The sequence below is a fragment of the Micromonospora sp. USAFONa4 genome (assembly GCF_057197825.1).
This window is the reverse complement of the sequence record NZ_CM170072.1, coordinates 1,973,354-1,988,483: the sequence shown is the minus strand read 5'-3', so window position 1 is coordinate 1,988,483 and position 15,130 is coordinate 1,973,354. Positions and strand designations below refer to the sequence as shown.

The 15,130-nt window shown below is 71.0% G+C and carries 16 protein-coding genes and 1 pseudogene; 11 read left to right on the top strand and 6 right to left on the bottom strand.

The features are described 5' to 3' along the window. Positions 1 to 119: 119 nt before the first annotated feature. The gene (locus tag AC0OO9_RS08230; protein ID WP_484516707.1) at positions 120 to 965 is read left to right on the top strand and encodes an alpha/beta hydrolase; all 846 of its coding nucleotides are present in this window, start codon (positions 120 to 122) and stop codon (positions 963 to 965) included. A gap of 76 nt (positions 966 to 1,041) precedes the next feature. Here the strand turns inward: AC0OO9_RS08230 and AC0OO9_RS08225 are convergent, their stop codons facing one another. Both AC0OO9_RS08225 and AC0OO9_RS08220 read right to left on the bottom strand, forming a co-directional pair. Continuing rightward, a complete protein-coding gene (locus AC0OO9_RS08225; RefSeq protein ID WP_484516705.1) occupies positions 1,042 to 1,284 on the bottom strand; it encodes a hypothetical protein in 243 nt (80 codons plus the stop codon). A gap of 861 nt (positions 1,285 to 2,145) precedes the next feature. Then, positions 2,146 to 2,427: pseudogene (locus tag AC0OO9_RS08220) on the bottom strand (hypothetical protein); the annotation flags it as partial. A 189-nt stretch (positions 2,428 to 2,616) separates the two neighbouring features. Here AC0OO9_RS08220 and AC0OO9_RS08215 point away from each other — a divergent pair. After that, positions 2,617 to 2,811 carry a hypothetical protein gene (locus AC0OO9_RS08215; RefSeq protein WP_484516703.1) on the top strand — a complete coding sequence of 65 codons (195 nt, stop codon included), beginning with the start codon at positions 2,617 to 2,619 and terminating at the stop codon, positions 2,809 to 2,811. Between the two features lie 36 nt (positions 2,812 to 2,847). Here AC0OO9_RS08215 and AC0OO9_RS08210 read toward each other — a convergent pair whose 3' ends face one another. After that, positions 2,848 to 3,207, bottom strand: coding sequence for a hypothetical protein (locus AC0OO9_RS08210; RefSeq protein ID WP_484516702.1), 360 nt, complete (start codon positions 3,205 to 3,207; stop codon positions 2,848 to 2,850). A 492-nt stretch (positions 3,208 to 3,699) separates the two neighbouring features. Here AC0OO9_RS08210 and AC0OO9_RS08205 point away from each other — a divergent pair, with 492 nt between their 5' ends. Continuing rightward, positions 3,700 to 4,257 (top strand): HNH endonuclease, encoded by a 558-nt coding sequence (locus AC0OO9_RS08205; protein WP_132239323.1) that lies wholly within the window; start codon positions 3,700 to 3,702, stop codon positions 4,255 to 4,257. 41 nt (positions 4,258 to 4,298) lie between these two features. Here AC0OO9_RS08205 and AC0OO9_RS08200 read toward each other — a convergent pair whose 3' ends face one another. The 3 genes from AC0OO9_RS08200 to AC0OO9_RS08190 all read right to left on the bottom strand — a co-directional run bounded on the left by AC0OO9_RS08200 (position 4,299) and on the right by AC0OO9_RS08190 (position 6,226). Beyond that, positions 4,299 to 5,147 (bottom strand): class F sortase, encoded by an 849-nt coding sequence (locus AC0OO9_RS08200; protein WP_484516700.1) that lies wholly within the window; start codon positions 5,145 to 5,147, stop codon positions 4,299 to 4,301. Positions 5,148 to 5,159: 12 nt separating this feature from the next. Continuing rightward, complete coding sequence (locus AC0OO9_RS08195; protein WP_132239319.1) at positions 5,160 to 5,681, bottom strand: hypothetical protein; 522 nt, start codon at positions 5,679 to 5,681, stop codon at positions 5,160 to 5,162. Positions 5,682 to 5,770: 89 nt separating this feature from the next. Beyond that, positions 5,771 to 6,226 (bottom strand): Lrp/AsnC family transcriptional regulator, encoded by a 456-nt coding sequence (locus tag AC0OO9_RS08190; RefSeq protein WP_132239317.1) that lies wholly within the window; start codon positions 6,224 to 6,226, stop codon positions 5,771 to 5,773. A gap of 179 nt (positions 6,227 to 6,405) precedes the next feature. On the opposite strand from AC0OO9_RS08190, the gene AC0OO9_RS08185 reads away from it, so the two are divergent. From AC0OO9_RS08185 to AC0OO9_RS08150, 8 genes are all read left to right on the top strand, one after another. Then, entirely contained in the window at positions 6,406 to 7,305 is a 900-nt protein-coding gene (locus AC0OO9_RS08185) for a tryptophan 2,3-dioxygenase (protein ID WP_484516699.1), read from the top strand. A gap of 20 nt (positions 7,306 to 7,325) precedes the next feature. Next, complete coding sequence (gene kynU / locus AC0OO9_RS08180; RefSeq protein WP_484516697.1) at positions 7,326 to 8,636, top strand: kynureninase; 1,311 nt, start codon at positions 7,326 to 7,328, stop codon at positions 8,634 to 8,636. Further along, positions 8,633 to 9,970, top strand: a complete 1,338-nt coding sequence (locus AC0OO9_RS08175) for an FAD-dependent oxidoreductase (protein WP_484516696.1) — start codon at positions 8,633 to 8,635, stop codon at positions 9,968 to 9,970. The genes kynU and AC0OO9_RS08175 overlap by 4 nt, the downstream gene beginning before the upstream one ends. A gap of 23 nt (positions 9,971 to 9,993) precedes the next feature. After that, positions 9,994 to 11,475, top strand: coding sequence for a 2-hydroxymuconic semialdehyde dehydrogenase (locus AC0OO9_RS08170; RefSeq protein WP_484517886.1), 1,482 nt, complete (start codon positions 9,994 to 9,996; stop codon positions 11,473 to 11,475). Between the two features lie 67 nt (positions 11,476 to 11,542). After that, the gene (locus AC0OO9_RS08165) at positions 11,543 to 12,337 is read left to right on the top strand and encodes a 2-keto-4-pentenoate hydratase (protein ID WP_484516694.1); all 795 of its coding nucleotides are present in this window, start codon (positions 11,543 to 11,545) and stop codon (positions 12,335 to 12,337) included. Then, entirely contained in the window at positions 12,334 to 13,275 is a 942-nt protein-coding gene (locus AC0OO9_RS08160; RefSeq protein ID WP_484516693.1) for an acetaldehyde dehydrogenase (acetylating), read from the top strand. The genes AC0OO9_RS08165 and AC0OO9_RS08160 overlap by 4 nt, the downstream gene beginning before the upstream one ends. Continuing rightward, positions 13,272 to 14,327 (top strand): 4-hydroxy-2-oxovalerate aldolase, encoded by a 1,056-nt coding sequence (gene dmpG / locus AC0OO9_RS08155; protein ID WP_484516691.1) that lies wholly within the window; start codon positions 13,272 to 13,274, stop codon positions 14,325 to 14,327. Before AC0OO9_RS08160 ends, dmpG begins: the two co-directional genes overlap by 4 nt. Beyond that, positions 14,324 to 15,097 carry a 2-keto-4-pentenoate hydratase gene (locus AC0OO9_RS08150; RefSeq protein WP_484516689.1) on the top strand — a complete coding sequence of 258 codons (774 nt, stop codon included), beginning with the start codon at positions 14,324 to 14,326 and terminating at the stop codon, positions 15,095 to 15,097. The genes dmpG and AC0OO9_RS08150 overlap by 4 nt, the downstream gene beginning before the upstream one ends. Positions 15,098 to 15,130: the final 33 nt, after the last annotated feature.

Below are 15,130 nucleotides of genomic sequence, written 5' to 3'. Positions count from 1 at the left end.
ACCCCCCGACCCTCCGCGTCGTGACCCGGCCCCCGGATGGCGCGTGCCGCCCGGGCGCGGTCGCACCGGTCAGGTCGCGCCCTCGAAGTACGAGGTGACGGCGCACCTATCATGATCAAATGACAGCTTCCACCTTCGTCTTCGTGCCCGGTGCCGGCAGCAACTCGTTCACCTGGGCGCCCATGCAGCGGGAGCTGGCCCTGCGCGGGCACCGCTCGCTGGCCGTCGACCTGCCCGGGCACGGCTTCGGCGCGACGTTCCCGGCGGCGTACCAGGCCCCGCAGGACCTCGCCGCCCTGGCGACCGCGCCGAGCGCGATGGCCGGCATCGGCCACGCCGACAACGTGGCGCACGTCCTGGACGTCGTGCGGCGGGTACGCGAGCACGGACCGGTCATCCTGGTCGGGCACAGCCGGGGCGGGCTCACCCTGACCGGGGTCGCCAACGCCGCCCCGGAGCTGCTGGACCGGCTGGTCTACATCTCGGCGTGGTGCTGCGCCGCCGACACCCCGGCCGGCTACCAGGCCTCGGCGGAGAACGCGTCGAGCGCCCTGAACGGCGTCGGCGGCCTGCTCGCCGCGAACCCGATGGAACTCGGCGCGCTGCGGTTCAACTGGCGTACCGCCGACCCCGCGCTGCTCGCCACCCTCCGCGAGGCGGTCCTGGCCGACGGCACCGACGACGAGTTCCACGGCTACCTGAACACCCTGGAGCCGGACGAGAGCCTGGATGCCGGCGAGGAGCGGGCCGACCCGCAGACCTGGGGCCGCGTCCCCCGCACCTACCTGCGGCTCACCGCCGACCGGTCGATGCCGATCGCGCTCCAGGACCGGTTCATCGCCGACGCCGACGCGCTCACCCCCGACAACCCGTTCGACGTGTGGTCCCTCGACATCAGCCACGCCGCGGTGCTGGTCCGACCCGGGGAGACCGCGGCACTGCTCTCCTCCCTGGCCCGGGTCTGACGGACCGGCGGGCCGATCGACGCCCAGCGCGGCCGACGATGTGCGCGGGAGGTCGCACCCGCCGGGGTCGAATTGATCAAGTCATCGTGATCGTGTTCATCGGCTTCAATGCCGGAATCTCGAATTCAACCGGCCCGACCTCTCTGATGTGCGCTTCCATCTCCTCCGCAACAATGGCGTCTAGGTCGACCGTCCCCGCTGATCCGCTTTTCGGCGTCGCGAGATAAAAGCCGCCGAAATGCTCCACGGAGTATCGCAATTGCTGAAGAACGTGAAGCTCCTCACGAGCAACGTCCATGCATCGTGCGCCGGCTTCCATTCCCAGAACCTCACCGCCTGAGGTTGGGAGGAGTGCAACCTTTCGCCCTTGTTAGTCCCCGCCGCCTCCAGCACCGCCGGCCCCATCACCCAAGGCGCCGTTCTCAAAGATGGCGTGAGAGTGCCGATCCGGCACACCGTGGCCCCGCTGGAAGATGTCCCGGTTCGGGCGGAGTGAATTCCTGCGTATTGACCGCACAGCCCGCCCCGCGTCTCGGCGCTGCTGTTCCCTGGTGCGCGGTCTGCCACGCCGAGAGCGCCGGAGCCACGCCGTTGAGGCCAGGGCAACGACGGTAGCGATCGCGAGGACTATCCATCCATACGTCGACATGAAGCAATTCTATGAGCTGGTCGCCAGCGACTTGACCTATGGCGGGACACTATGGCCGGAGCGTAGTGTGTTCAGACTTTCTTTACTTGGTCAAGGGCGGGCCTGCGGCCCGCCGCCGTGTTCGCGCCGGGGCGCGCGTGCGGCCTGGCGGCCGGTCACGCCCCGGCGCACGGCTATCAGGAGAGCCCTTGACAGCCGCAGTGCAGCTCCCCGGCCGACCAGGCTAACCCTCGTGTACTCCGGCGTCAGGACAGGCCACCGCCGGGGTCTCAGCGCCGAGAATGACCCGCAGGGCAGGACCGGTAAGCCCCAAGCATGGGGGCGGCGCCCGCGGTGCCGAGCAGACGACCCCCCGTGCCAGCCACGACCCAATCCAGGTCAGGTCAAAACCATCGCCTGGAAGGGGGTGGGCAGCCGCCGGGGTCGAGGCGATCGGCCAGGAGCCGGCTTCGCTGCCGGTCGCGGTTCAGGTCAAGAGCGCCGCTGTGGCGGTGTCCGCCGGGTGCCGGACCGTGACGCGAAAGCCGACTCCGACCCCAGGCGCCCATCAGATCGACGGGCAGAGCGCAGGCCAGTCAGCCGGACGAAGATTTCCCGCTTGTCGACGGCGTTGCCCCGCTCATCGAGCTGATAGCCCGTCAGCCACACCCAGCCCGGATAGGTCGGCTTCGGGCACACCGAGATCACCCGGAACACGAACCGCTTCCCCACGAACTGCACCGAGGCTTCCCGGTCGATCCACAGCTCATCACCAGACTTGGGCGGGCAAGATCGCGGCCTGGCCCACGTGTTGCCCTGTTGTTCGGCAGGCATGAAGACCCCTTCCTGCTCGAAGGTTGCCCTGCCCGGCGGGTTCGGAGGTCACCGGCCGGGCAGGGCGTTCGCCGTGCCGGTGGCGGGTTCGAGTCCTCCACCACTGGCACAGCGCCGACCGTCACCTAACAGGCGTCAACCCCGTCGACTTGACGGAGTTGCTAACCGGCAAGTCCGTACGGTCTGGCTATGCGGCTCGCGGGCATGTCAGAGATCCAACAGATGTTGGGTGGCGTCAGCCGGCAGCGTGCATCGGAGATCGTGGCTCGACCCGGGTTCCCAGCACCGCTGGACACCTTGGCAACCGGGCGAATCTGGGAGCGGGATGCGGTGATGGCGTGGATCGCCGAGAACCGACCGACCCAGCGCACCGACGAGCAGTAGAACAACGTCCGCGAGGCGGTGACGGCACGTCAGTCGTCAGCAGCGGTCTGGCCGGATGTAGTCGCCACACCAAGCCGGAGCCTCAACCGACCAGACCCGCCAACCGCCCCGATCTTCTCGGACCTCAAAGCGCCGCGGATGCCGACTGCCCGTCTGTGACACCTGGTCGAGCCACCAGACCGCGTAGACCTCGGTGACCACCAGGGCGACGCCGTCGCGGACGTGGTCGACCTGCAACGGACCCGATTCCAGCTTGTTGGGCGGCATGGCGGACCCTGACATCTGCGCCCGGTAAGCGCGCCACTGACGCACCAGCTCGTCACGGCGATCGGCGGCAAGCACTCGACGCAGCCCGCCGTCATCCCCGCTACTCAGCCGCAGCAGGTAGACCGCCACCGCAGCATCAGGAGCGCGCTCACCCTGTTCCGCCTCAACCTGGACTCTCGCCGCCCAAGCCGCAGGAACGGCCAGCGCACCTGAGCCCGCCAAGACAACGACAGACAGGAAAAACCCAGGGCCAACGCTTCGAGAGGGCTTCCCGCTTCACGCTGGGCACTGTAGTGATCTTAAGTTAGCTTGATCAAGTTTACGAAGGTCGATGCGAACGCAAGATCATCGGGCACGGATCCGGCACAACTGAGATCGAAAACGGGTGTAAAACGTCGAGAGGTGCTGAGGGGTTCCGCCCTGCTCAGAGGGCAGATCTGCCCGTTTCCGGGTGATGTCCACTTGGCTTGTCACATTAGTGCGTGCAATCCGGGAGCCGATCAGGGACGATGGGCGCACGGACGTCGGTGATCCGGCCGGCGTCGGCCGTGGTGGGCGACTGCGCCCGTTTCCGGTCGGCGGTGGCGAGCATGGGGCCGCTGAACCGGGAGGGTGAACGCGATGCCTGACATACGACCCACGGTGGGCTCCGGTGCGCTGGTCCTCAACGCCACCTACGAGCCGCTGTGTGTCGTGTCGGTGCGCCGCGCCGCCATTCTCGTGCTCTCCGCCAAGGCGGTCTGCGTCGCCGACGGCGACGGCATCCTGCACAGCGCCCGCGACGCGCTGCCGGTGCCGTCGGTCGTCCGCCTCACCCGCTTCGTACGCGTGCCCTACCGCACCCACGTCGGGCTCTCCCGCCGCGCCATCTTCGCCCGGGACGGCTGGCGGTGCGCCTACTGCCGGGGGCCCGCCGAGACCATCGACCACGTCTTCCCGCGCAGCCGGGGCGGCCGGCACGCCTGGGAGAACGTCGTCGCGGCCTGCGCCCGGTGCAACCACACCAAGGGCGACAAGACGCCGGCCGAGCTGGGCTGGCGGCTGCACGCGCTGCCAGCGGCCCCGAAGGGCACCGCCTGGCGGGTGCTCGGCCACCGGGCACCGGATCCCCGCTGGTCCGACTGGCTCGACCTGCGCGAGCCCGAAGGCCGCCTCAGCCGGGAACCCGAGGCCGCCTGACCCGTCGCCCGCGCCCGCACGCGGCGCGCGGGCGGGGCCGGTCACGTCGTGCGCGCGCGGACCAGGGACGCGAAGACCACCACGTTGTCGGCGTAACCGGTCTCCCCGCCCACCCAGCGCCCGCCGCAGGTGATCAGACGCAGTCGGGGACGGTCGAAGTCGCCGAAGACCTCGTCGACAGGCAGCCGGTCCTTGTCGAAGCGCTCGACGGAGTCCACCTCGAAGACGGCCACCGAGCGGTCCTGCCGGGCGACCTCGATCCGGTCGCCGTCGTCCAGGTCCCGCAGCTTGTGGAAGACCGCCGGACCGCTGGTCGTGTCGACGTGCCCGACGATCACCGCCGGGCCGTACTGCCCGGGGGTCGGGCCCTGGTCGTACCAGCCGGCCTCCTGGGCGCGGGCGGCGTCCGGCACCGCGATGCTGCCGTCCGGGGCGATGCCGACCCCGTGCACGGGCGCCCGGACGTCGATCGGGTCGATGGCGATGCCGACGGGCCGGCTGGCGGGCAGCACCGGGAACTTCTTCGGCGCGGGCCGCAGCCCCGCGAGGAACCGCTCCGGCAGCACGCTCACGCCGGCGATCCGCTCCACGCCGAGCATCGTGACGATCAGCGCCATCAACGTCCCGATCACCAGCACCGGCAGGCCCGGCCCCCGCCCCGGGGCCAGCCGGCGGCCGGCCGGGATCCGGCGGTACCGGGGCCGGGCGGGCAGCGGACCGGCGGCCGGGTCGGTCGTGGCGACGCTCGCCGACCCCGCCTCCCCGGCCACCCGGCGCAGCCGCCGGGCGGCCGCGGCCGCCGCCCGGCGGGACGCCCGCAGCGCCCGCCGGGTGGTCGCCCGGACCCGGCCCGGATCCGATCGCCTGGTACGCCTCAGGGAGCCGGCCATGGCGACGGCGGGTCAGGAACCGGACCCGGTCCGGCGGCGGTTGCCGAAGAAGCCGAAGCCCACGGCCAGGGCCACGACCGCGAGGCCACCGATCATCAGCATCGAGCCGGTGCCCGAGGCGCCGGCGGTGCCGCCACCCCCGGTGGCCGGGCCCTTGCTCGGCTGCTCCATGTTCAGCACCGTGAGCGTGGTGGTCGCGGTCTTGCCGTTGTCGCACCGCAGGTCCACCGGGTAGTCGCCGGGCTCCTTGCTGCCCGGGATGGTCACCTGGCCGGTCAGGAAGCCGTTGTCCGGCCGCAGCATCACCCGCCCGAAGGCGTCGGAGTGCACGTCGGCCTGGCGGTTGTTGGCGTTGTCGCAACCGGCCCGGATGCTGACCCGGGTGCCGGCCTGCGCGCTGTTGGGCACCACCTCGACGAAGGTGTTCTCACCCGCCCAGGCGGGTGCGAGAGTCGTCAGGACGAAGGCCCCGACCAGCCCCAAGACGGTCAGAGCGCGGGTCAGGGCACGTTGGAACGCTGTGAGCACCGGCATGATCCCCCCTTCCGGTGACGATCACCGGAATCCTCCCCGGGCAACAGGGGCCTGCTTTCCCGCTGGCCGGGGGGCAAACCCGGGGCGGGTCAGCGCTGCCGGTCGGCGGGGGGCAGCGGGGTGACGGGCTGCCATTCCAGCGGGGTGGAGAGCACCATCGTGCTGGACGGCTGGCCGTACGGGGCGAGCCGGTCGATGACGCCTTCGAAGTCGCCGATCGACCCGGCGGCCACCTTGAGCATGCTGCACGCGTCGCCGGTGATCCGGTGGATCTCCAGGATCTCGGGCCAGCCCGCCACGTCCGGGTCGTGCAGGATGCACCGCGCCCCGTAACAGGACATCCGGATCAACGCGACCACGGTGCGGCCGGCCCGGGTCAGGTCGACGTGGGCGTGGTAGCCGGTGATCACCCCGGACTCCTCCAGCCGGCGCACCCGCTCGGCGACGGCCGGCGGCGACAGGTGCACCCGTCGGGAGAGTTCGCTGAAGGAGAGACGTGCGTCGGCCTGCAGTTCCTTCAGCAGCGCCCAGTCCATGTCGTCCATGAGGCGACCTTACTTTCTCGAAGCCGAATCCGGCTCATGCCTTCTGCGTCGCAGGTCAGACGGGGTGAGCGCCGTTGATCCGGCATTCCATCCGGGGGTTCCGCCGAGAGATCATGTCGACATCCCGAAAACGGCCGACCGTCGGCCGTCCCGGGTGACGGAGCAGAGGGAGGCCACGGGTGGAGCAGACGGACGTGCGCGTACCCGCCAAGGCGGCGGTGCGCCCGGTGACCCCGCGGCAGCGCGCGGCCCGCGCCGCCCGCAACGGCGGCGAACCGACGCTGGAGTTCGCCGAGCGGGTGCCGTACGACGCGTACGTGCACGCCAGCACGCTGCATCAGCTGCAGCAGCCGCTGAGCGACGACCCCGGCGAGATGTCCTTCCTGATGGTCAGCCAGATCATGGAGCTGTACTTCAAGCTGACCTGCCACGAGCTGCGCGAGACGCAGCGACTGCTGCGGGCCGACCGGGTGTGGGACGCGCTGGCCCCGCTGCGCCGCGCCGCGCTGCACCTGGAGGGGCTGAACGCGGCCTGGAACGGGCTGCGCTGGATGACCCCGGCCGACTTCAACCGGTTCCGCAACCTGCTGGGCGAGGGCTCCGGTTTCCAGTCGGCGATGTACCGCCACCTGGAGTTCCTGCTCGGCCTCCGCGACGAGACGCTGATCCGGCCGTTCCGGCGGCAGACCGACGTCTACGCCGAGCTGCGCGCCACCCTGGCAGCGCCGAGCCTCTGGGACGACGTGGTCGCCCTGCTGGCCCGCCACGGCCACGACCTGCCGGCCGATCTGCTCGACCGGGACGTCAACGCCGAGCACCAGCCGCACGCCGCCGTGGAGGCCGCCTGGGTGCGGATCTACGCCGAGCCCGGGCCGGAGAACCACCTGCGGATGCTGGGCGAGGCGCTGACCGAGGTGGCCGAGCAGTTCGGCGACTGGCGGCAGCACCACGTCAAGGCGGTGCAGCGCACAATGGGCGCCAAGGTGGGCAGCGGCGGCTCCGCCGGACTGGCGTGGTTGCAGCGGAGCATGGCCCGGGTGGTCTTCCCCGAGCTGTGGTCGGCCCGGACAGCGATGTGACCCGAGAGCGAGACGACCCCATGACCACCCCCGCATCCGATCCGTCCGGTTTCGCCGCCGGTGAGGCCGAGGCGCGTCGCCTCGACGCCGCCGATCCCGGGCACCGCCACCTGTTCCATGTGCCGTCGGCCGACGGCGGCCGGTACCCCGAGGCCGCCTACCTGGCCGGCAACTCCCTCGGCCTGCAACCCCGGGCCACCCGCGACGAGCTCACCGCCGACCTGGACGCGTGGAGCCGCCTCGGCGTCGAGGGACACCTGGAGGGCGAGCGCCCCTGGCTGCCGTACCACGAGCTGCTGACGGCGCCGGCCGCGCGACTGGTCGGCGCCGCCCCGGCGGAGGTCGTGGTGATGAACTCCCTGACGGTCAACCTGCACCTGCTGATGGTCAGCTTCTACCGGCCGGTCGGGGCGCGCACGCGGATCGTCATCGAGGACAGCACCTTCCCCTCGGACAGCTACGCCGTGCGCAGCCAGGCCCGCTTCCACGGCCTCGACCCGGACACCACGGTCGTCCGGCTGCGCCCGCGCGCCGGCGAGGACACCCTGCGCACCGAGGACGTGACCGCCTACCTGGCCGCCGAGGGCGACACGGTGGCGCTGGTGCTGCTCGGCGGGGTCAACTACCTCACCGGGGAGCTGATGGACATCCCGGCCATCACCGCCGCCGGCCGCGCGGCGGGGGCCGTGGTCGGCTGGGACCTGGCGCACGCCGCCGGTAACGTCCCGCTAGCCCTGCACGACTGGGACGTCGACTTCGCCGCCTGGTGCTCCTACAAGTACCTGAACTCCGGCCCCGGCGCGCTGGCCGGCGTCTTCGTGCACGAGCGGCACCTCGGCGCCCCTGACCTGCCCCGCTTCGAGGGCTGGTGGAGCACCGAGGCGGCCACCCGGTTCGAGATGACCCCGGTCTCCCGGCCGCCGGCCACCGTCGAGGCGTGGCAGATCTCCAACCCGCCGATCTTCGCGATGGGCCCGGTGCGTACCTCGCTGGAGCTCTTCGACTCCGTCGGGATGCCCGCGCTGCGCGAGCGCAGCGTCCGGCTCACCGGCTACCTGGGTCAGCTGCTGGACGAGGTGACCGCGAACCGTCCGCTGACCGTGGTCACCCCGCGCGAGCCGGAGCGGCGCGGCTGCCAGCTCTCGGTGCGCATCGGCGCGGGCAGCGCGGCCGGGCTGGCCAAGCGGCTGCGGCACGAGCACGGCGTGATCGCCGACGCGCGGGAGCCGGACATCATCCGGTTCGCCCCGGTGCCGCTCTATTCCACGTTCCACGACTGCTGGCGGGTCGCCGACGCGCTGGCCGCCACCGTGGCGGAGGTGAACCGATGACGAAGGAACGAGACGAGATCGCGGTCGTCGGCGCGGGCCTCGCCGGCTGCCTGCTGGCCTGCTTCCTGGCCCGGCGCGGCTACCCGGTGGCGCTCTACGAGCGGCGGCCCGACCCGCGCACCGGCACGGTGGAGCGGGGACGCTCCATCAACCTGGCGCTCTCCGAGCGGGGCCTCGACGCGCTGCGCCGGATCAGCCTCGACGAGCAGGTGCTGGCCGACGGGCTGCCGATGCGCGGCCGGATGATCCACCCCGTCGACGGCGAGGCGCAGTTCCAGTCGTACAGCGCCGCCGGCGACCGGGCGATCAACTCGATCAGCCGGGGCGGGCTGAACAACGCCCTGCTCGACGCGGCCACCAGCCTGCCCGGGGTGCGGGTCGCCTTCGACCACCGGCTCGTCGGGCTCGACCCGACCAGCGGCGAGATGACCTTCGAGACCCCGCAGGGCACGGTCGCGGCCACCGCGTCGGTCGTCCTCGGCGCCGACGGCGCCGGCTCCGCGGTGCGCGGGCAGTTGCTGGCGTACGGGCTGCTGACCGAGAGCGTGGACTTCCTCGACTACGGCTACAAGGAGCTGACGATCCCGCCGCTGGGCGGGGACTTCGCCCTCGACCCGGAGGCGCTGCACATCTGGCCGCGCGGCACCTCGATGATGATCGCGCTGCCGAACCCGGACCGCTCGTTCACCTGCACGCTCTTCTGGCCCACCCACGGCACCGCCAGCTTCGCCTCGCTGGGCAGCCCGGCGGCCATCGAGCGGCACTTCGCCGAGCACTACCCGGACCTGCCGCCGCTCGCCCCGGGCCTCGTCGACGACTACCAGCACAACCCCGTGGGCGTGCTCGGCACCGTCCGCTGCACCCCCTGGCAGGCGTACGGGAGGGTCGGCCTGCTCGGCGACGCGGCGCACGCCATCGTCCCGTTCTACGGCCAGGGCGCGAACTGCGCCTTCGAGGACGTCGTCGAGCTGGACCGCTGCCTGGACGAGTGCGCCGACGACTGGTCCGAGGCGCTGCCGCTCTTCCAGCAGCGCCGGCAGGCCAACGCCGAGGCCATCGCGCAGATGGCGCTGGCGAACTTCGTGGAGATGCGGGACAAGGTCGCCTCGCCGCTGTTCCAGGCCGGCCGGAAGGTCGAGCACGCGCTGGAGCGGGTGCTGCCGGGCCGGTACGTCTCCCGCTACGAGCTGGTGTCCTTCTCGACCACCCCGTACGCCGAGGTGCGTCGCCGGGTCCGCCGGCAGCACCGCCTGCTCGGGGCGGTGGCCGCCGGGACCGTGGCGCTGCTGGCCGGCGCGGTCGGCCTCACGATCAGCCGAGGGAGGCGTCGATGACCGTCACCTGGGATCCGCGACTGATGGCCGGGACGGCGCCCGACGGCCCGCCGCTCCTGCGCAATTTCGTCGGTGGTGAGTTCGTCGATGTGGGGCGGCGGTTCACGAAGCGCAGTCCGGTCACCGGTGAGCCGGTCTTCGAGGTGGTGGAGGCCGACCAGGGGTGTGTGGACGACGCGGTCGCCGCCGCGCGGGCGGCGTTGCGGGGGCCGTGGGGTCGGATGGGGGAGCGGGAGCGGGCGGAGGTGTTGCGTCGGGTCGCCGTCGAGTTGGAGCGTCGTTTCGACGATCTGGTGACCGCCGAGGTCGCGGACACCGGTAAGTCGATTTCGCAGGCGCGGACGTTGGACATTCCGCGTGGTGCGGCGAATTTCCGGGCGTTCGCGGAGATCGTGGCGACGGCGCCGACGGAGTCCTTCACGACGGTCACCCCGACCGGCGGTCGGGCGCTGAACTATGCGGTGCGTAAGCCGGTGGGTGTGGTGGCGGTGATCGTGCCGTGGAACCTGCCGCTGCTGCTGCTGACCTGGAAGGTCGCTCCGGCGCTGGCGTGCGGTAATGCCGTGATCGTGAAGCCGAGTGAGGAGACGCCGGCCTCGGCGACGTTGCTCGCCGAGGTGATGGCTGCCGCCGGGGTGCCCGACGGTGTGTTCAATCTGGTGCACGGCTTCGGGCCGGATTCGGCCGGCGAGTTCCTGACCCGCCACCCGGGGGTGGACGCGATCACGTTCACCGGTGAGTCGTCCACCGGGAGCGCCATCATGCGGGCGGCGGCCGAAGGTGTTAAGGCGGTCTCCTTCGAGTTGGGTGGCAAGAACGCCGGGCTCGTCTTCGCGGACGCCGACCTGGACGCGGCGGTGGCCGGCTCGGTGCGGTCGAGTTTCACGAACGGCGGTCAGGTGTGTCTGTGCACGGAGCGGATCTATGTGCAGCGGCCGGTGTTCGAGGAGTTCACGGCCCGGTTGGCTGAGCGGGCTGCTGGGCTGTCGTTCGGGTGGCCGGTGGACGAGGCGACGGTGAACATGCCGTTGATCTCGCGTCAGCATCGGGAGAAGGTGCTGGGCTATTACGACCTGGCTCGTGGTGAGGGTGCGCAGGTGCTGGCCGGGGGTGGGGTGCCGGCCTTCGGTGATGCGCGTGATGGTGGTGCGTACGTGCAGCCGACGGTGTTGACGGGGTTGGGTGCGGATGCGCGGACCAATCGTGAGGAGATCTTCGGGCCGGTGGTGCACGTGGCGCCGTTCGATGATGAGGATGAGGCGTTCGCGTTGGCGAACGGCACGGAGTATGGGCTGGCGGCGGCGGTTTGGACGCGGGATGTGGGTCGGGCGCACCGGGCCGGTATGGGGTTGGACGCGGGGATCGTGTGGGTGAACACGTGGTTCCTGCGGGATCTGCGGACGCCGTTCGGTGGGGTGAAGGCGTCGGGGATCGGGCGTGAGGGCGGCGTGCACTCCCTTGATTTCTATTCCGAGTTGACCAACGTCTGCGTGGACCTGACATGAGCGCGCAGCCAATCAGGCGCAGTGCCGTGGAGCCCGCTGGCGGCGGCGAGCGGAGTGGGGAGCCGACATGAGCGTTGATTACGAGGCGGCGGCCCGGGAACTGGTCGACGCGCGGGAGGTCGGTAGGCCGTGTCCGCCGCTGCGCGGGCGGCTGCTGCCGGAGGGGGACGTCACGTCGGCGTACCTGGTGCAGCAGCTTCAGGTGCGGCAGTGGTTGCAGCGCGGCCACCGGCGGGTGGGCGCGAAGATCGGGTTGACGTCGCGGGCGGTGCAGGAGAGCTTCGGTGTCTTCCAGCCGGATTTCGGGGTGCTGCTCGATGACATGGCGGTGCCCGACGGGGTCGAGGTGCCGATGGGTCGGCTGCTGCAGCCCCGGGTGGAGGCGGAGGTCGCGTTCGTGCTGGGCGCGGATCTGCCGGACGAGCGGATCACGAGTGCGGACGTGATCCGGGCGGTGGATCATCTGTTGCCGGCGATTGAGATCGTGGATTCGCGGGTGGCGGGGTGGGACATCTCGATCGTGGACACGGTGGCGGACAACGCCTCCAGCGGCCTGTTCGTGCTCGGCACCACGCCGCGCCGGCTCCCCGACGTGGACCTGCGGCTGTGCGGCATGGTCCTGGAGCAGGCTGGTGAGCCGGTGTCGGTGGGGGCGGGCGCGGCGTGTCTGGGTAATCCGTTGCACGCGGTGCAGTGGTTGGCGCAGACGATGGCACGCTCGGGTGATCCGCTGCGCGCCGGGGATGTGGTGCTGTCCGGGGCGCTCGGCCCGATGGTGCCGGTGACTCCCGGTGCGGCGTACGAGGCGCGGATCTCCGGCCTGGGCTCTGTCCGTACGTGCTTCTCCAAGGAGGCGTCGTGACCACCGGCGTGGCGGTGATCGGGTCGGGCAACATCGGCACCGATCTGATGATCAAGGTGTTGCGGTTGTCGGAGTCGCTGCGGATGGTGGCGATGGTCGGCATCGACCCCGACTCCGACGGGTTGGCGCGGGCGCGGCGGTTGGGTGTGGCGACGACCGCTGAGGGTGTCGACGGTCTGGTGGCGATGCCGGAGTTCGCGGATGTGGAGTTGGTGTTCGATGCCACGTCGGCGGGCGCGCACCGTTACAACGACGCGGTGTTGGCGGCGCATGGTCGGTTGGTGGTGGATCTGACGCCGGCGGCGGTCGGTCCGTATGTGGTGCCGCCGGTGAACCTGGACGAGCACCTGGGCGAGCGCAACGTGAACATGGTGACCTGTGGTGGGCAGGCCACGGTCCCGATCGTCGCGGCCGTCGGTCGGGTGACTCCTGTCGTCTATGGGGAGATCGTCGCGTCGATCGCGTCGAGGTCGGCGGGGCCGGGGACGCGGGCGAACATCGACGAGTTCACGGAGACGACGGCGCGGGCGATCGAGGTGGTCGGTGGTGCGCAGCGTGGTAAGGCGATCATCGTGTTGAATCCGGCGGATCCGCCGTTGTTGATGCGTGACACGGTGTACTGCCTGTGCGAGGACGCCGACGCCGATCGGGCGGCGATCGCCGACTCGGTGGGACAGATGGTGGCGGCGGTGCAGGAGTACGTGCCGGGGTATCGGTTGAAGCAGGACGTGCAGTTCGACCGGGTGGATGCGTATGTGCCGTCGTTGGGTCGGCGTCTGCGCGGGTTGCAGGTGTCGGTGTTCCTGGAGGTCTCGGGCGCGGGCCATTATCTGCCGGCGTACGCGGGGAACCTGGACATCATGACGTCGGCGGCCCTGCGTACGGCGGAGCGGCTGGTGGCGGTGCGTTCCGAGGCCGCTTCGGGGGTGCTGTCGTGACTGATCTGTACATCCAGGACGTGACGTTGCGCGACGGCATGCACGCCGTCGCCCACCGCTACACCGTCGAGCAGGTCCGCACGATCGCGGCGGCGTTGGACGCTGCCGGGGTGGCGGCGATCGAGGTGGCGCACGGCGACGGCCTGGCGGGGTCGAGTGTGAACTATGGCCATGGTGCGGCCAGTGATGCCGACTGGATTGCGGCGGCGGCCGAGGTGATGACGAACGCGAAGCTGACGACGCTGCTGTTGCCGGGGATCGGCACGATCGCGGATTTGAAGGCGGCGAAGGCGCTCGGGGTGACGAGTGTGCGGATCGCGACGCACTGCACGGAGGCCGATATTTCGGCGCAGCACATTGCGTGGGCGCGGGAGAACGGCATGGACGTGTCGGGGTTCCTGATGATGTCGCACATGAACGACCCGGCTGGTCTGGCGGGGCAGGCGAAGTTGATGGAGTCGTACGGGGCGCACTGCGTCTACGTCACCGACTCCGGCGGCCGGCTGCTCATGTCCGATGTGGCGCAGCGGGTGGACGCGTACCGGCAGGTGTTGGAGCCGAGCACGCAGATCGGCATCCACGCCCACCACAACCTGTCATTGGGTGTCGCCAACAGCGTCGTCGCGGTGGACCACGGGCGCATCCTCGGCGACGGGCCGCTCGGCTCGGCGTCAGGTCGGACGGTGCGGGTCGACGCGTCCCTGGCGGGGCAGGGTGCCGGGGCGGGCAACGCGCCGTTGGAGGTGTTCGTGGCGGTGGCGGAGTTGCACGGGTGGGAGCACGGCTGTGACGTGTTCGCGTTGATGGACGCCGCCGACGACATCGTGCGTCCGTTGCAGGACCGGCCGGTGCAGGTCGACCGGGAAACCCTGTCCCTCGGCTACGCGGGGGTGTATTCGAGTTTCCTGCGGCATGCGGAGCGGGCCTCGGACAAGTACGGGGTGGACGTGCGCTCGATCCTGGTGGAGTTGGGCCGCCGCCGCATGGTCGGCGGGCAGGAAGACATGATCGTGGACGTGGCACTGGACCTCGCCGGCAAGGAGACATCATGATCGGGCCGGACACCGCCGGTATCGCCGAGCGCCTCGGCGCGGCGGCCGACACCGCCACCGCGATTCCGCAGTTGGCTGCGGAGACGGGTCTGGACGTGGATGCGGCGTACGGGGTGCAGACGGCGTTGATCCAGCGTCGCCTCGACCGGGGCGAGCGTCTGGTCGGGTTGAAGATGGGCCTGACCAGCAAGGCGAAGATGGCGCAGGTCGGCGTGGACGAGGTCATCTGGGGCCGCCTCACCGACACCATGCGCATCCCCGACGGCGGCACCCTCGACCCCACCGCCTTCATCCACCCGCGTGTCGAACCGGAGGTGGCGTTCCTGCTGGACCGGCTGCCCGAGCCGGGCGAGCCCGTCGGGGACTTCACCGACGCCGTGCGCGCGGTCGCCCCGGCCATCGAGGTCATCGACTCGCGGTACGCGAACTTCACGTTCTCCCTGCCGGATGTGATCGCTGACAACACCTCTGCCGCCGCCTTCGTCATCGGCCCCTGGTCGCCGGTGCCCGACGGCCTGGACAACCTTGGGGTGCTGCTGGAGATCGACGGACGGGTGGCGCAGGTCGGCTCGACCGCCGCGATCCTCGGCGACCCCCGCCGCGCACTCGACGAAGGCATCCGCCTCGCCGGCCGCCACGGCGTACGCCTGCGCGAGGGCTGGGTGTTCCTCGCCGGCGCCGCCACCGCCGCCGTGCCCCTGAAACCCGGCGCCCACGTGCGCGCCGTCGTCGAACACCTCGGCACCACCTCCCTGCGAGCCGCCGCATGACCCCCAACCAGGGCACGAGCGCGAGCCAGGACA

Excerpts from the sequence above, each read along its gene's own strand:
- AC0OO9_RS08230 (WP_484516707.1), top strand. The coding sequence starts at position 120 with ATGACAGCTTCCACCTTCGTCTTCGTGCCCGGTGCCGGCAGCAACTCG.
- AC0OO9_RS08225 (WP_484516705.1), bottom strand. The coding sequence starts at position 1,284 with ATGGAAGCCGGCGCACGATGCATGGACGTTGCTCGTGAGGAGCTTCAC.
- AC0OO9_RS08215 (WP_484516703.1), top strand. The coding sequence starts at position 2,617 with ATGCGGCTCGCGGGCATGTCAGAGATCCAACAGATGTTGGGTGGCGTC.
- AC0OO9_RS08205 (WP_132239323.1), top strand. The coding sequence starts at position 3,700 with ATGCCTGACATACGACCCACGGTGGGCTCCGGTGCGCTGGTCCTCAAC.
- AC0OO9_RS08200 (WP_484516700.1), bottom strand. The coding sequence starts at position 5,147 with ATGGCCGGCTCCCTGAGGCGTACCAGGCGATCGGATCCGGGCCGGGTC.
- AC0OO9_RS08195 (WP_132239319.1), bottom strand. The coding sequence starts at position 5,681 with ATGCCGGTGCTCACAGCGTTCCAACGTGCCCTGACCCGCGCTCTGACC.
- AC0OO9_RS08190 (WP_132239317.1), bottom strand. The coding sequence starts at position 6,226 with ATGGACGACATGGACTGGGCGCTGCTGAAGGAACTGCAGGCCGACGCA.
- kynU (WP_484516697.1), top strand. The coding sequence starts at position 7,326 with ATGACCACCCCCGCATCCGATCCGTCCGGTTTCGCCGCCGGTGAGGCC.
- AC0OO9_RS08175 (WP_484516696.1), top strand. The coding sequence starts at position 8,633 with ATGACGAAGGAACGAGACGAGATCGCGGTCGTCGGCGCGGGCCTCGCC.
- AC0OO9_RS08170 (WP_484517886.1), top strand. The coding sequence starts at position 9,994 with ATGGCCGGGACGGCGCCCGACGGCCCGCCGCTCCTGCGCAATTTCGTC.
- AC0OO9_RS08165 (WP_484516694.1), top strand. The coding sequence starts at position 11,543 with ATGAGCGTTGATTACGAGGCGGCGGCCCGGGAACTGGTCGACGCGCGG.
- AC0OO9_RS08150 (WP_484516689.1), top strand. The coding sequence starts at position 14,324 with ATGATCGGGCCGGACACCGCCGGTATCGCCGAGCGCCTCGGCGCGGCG.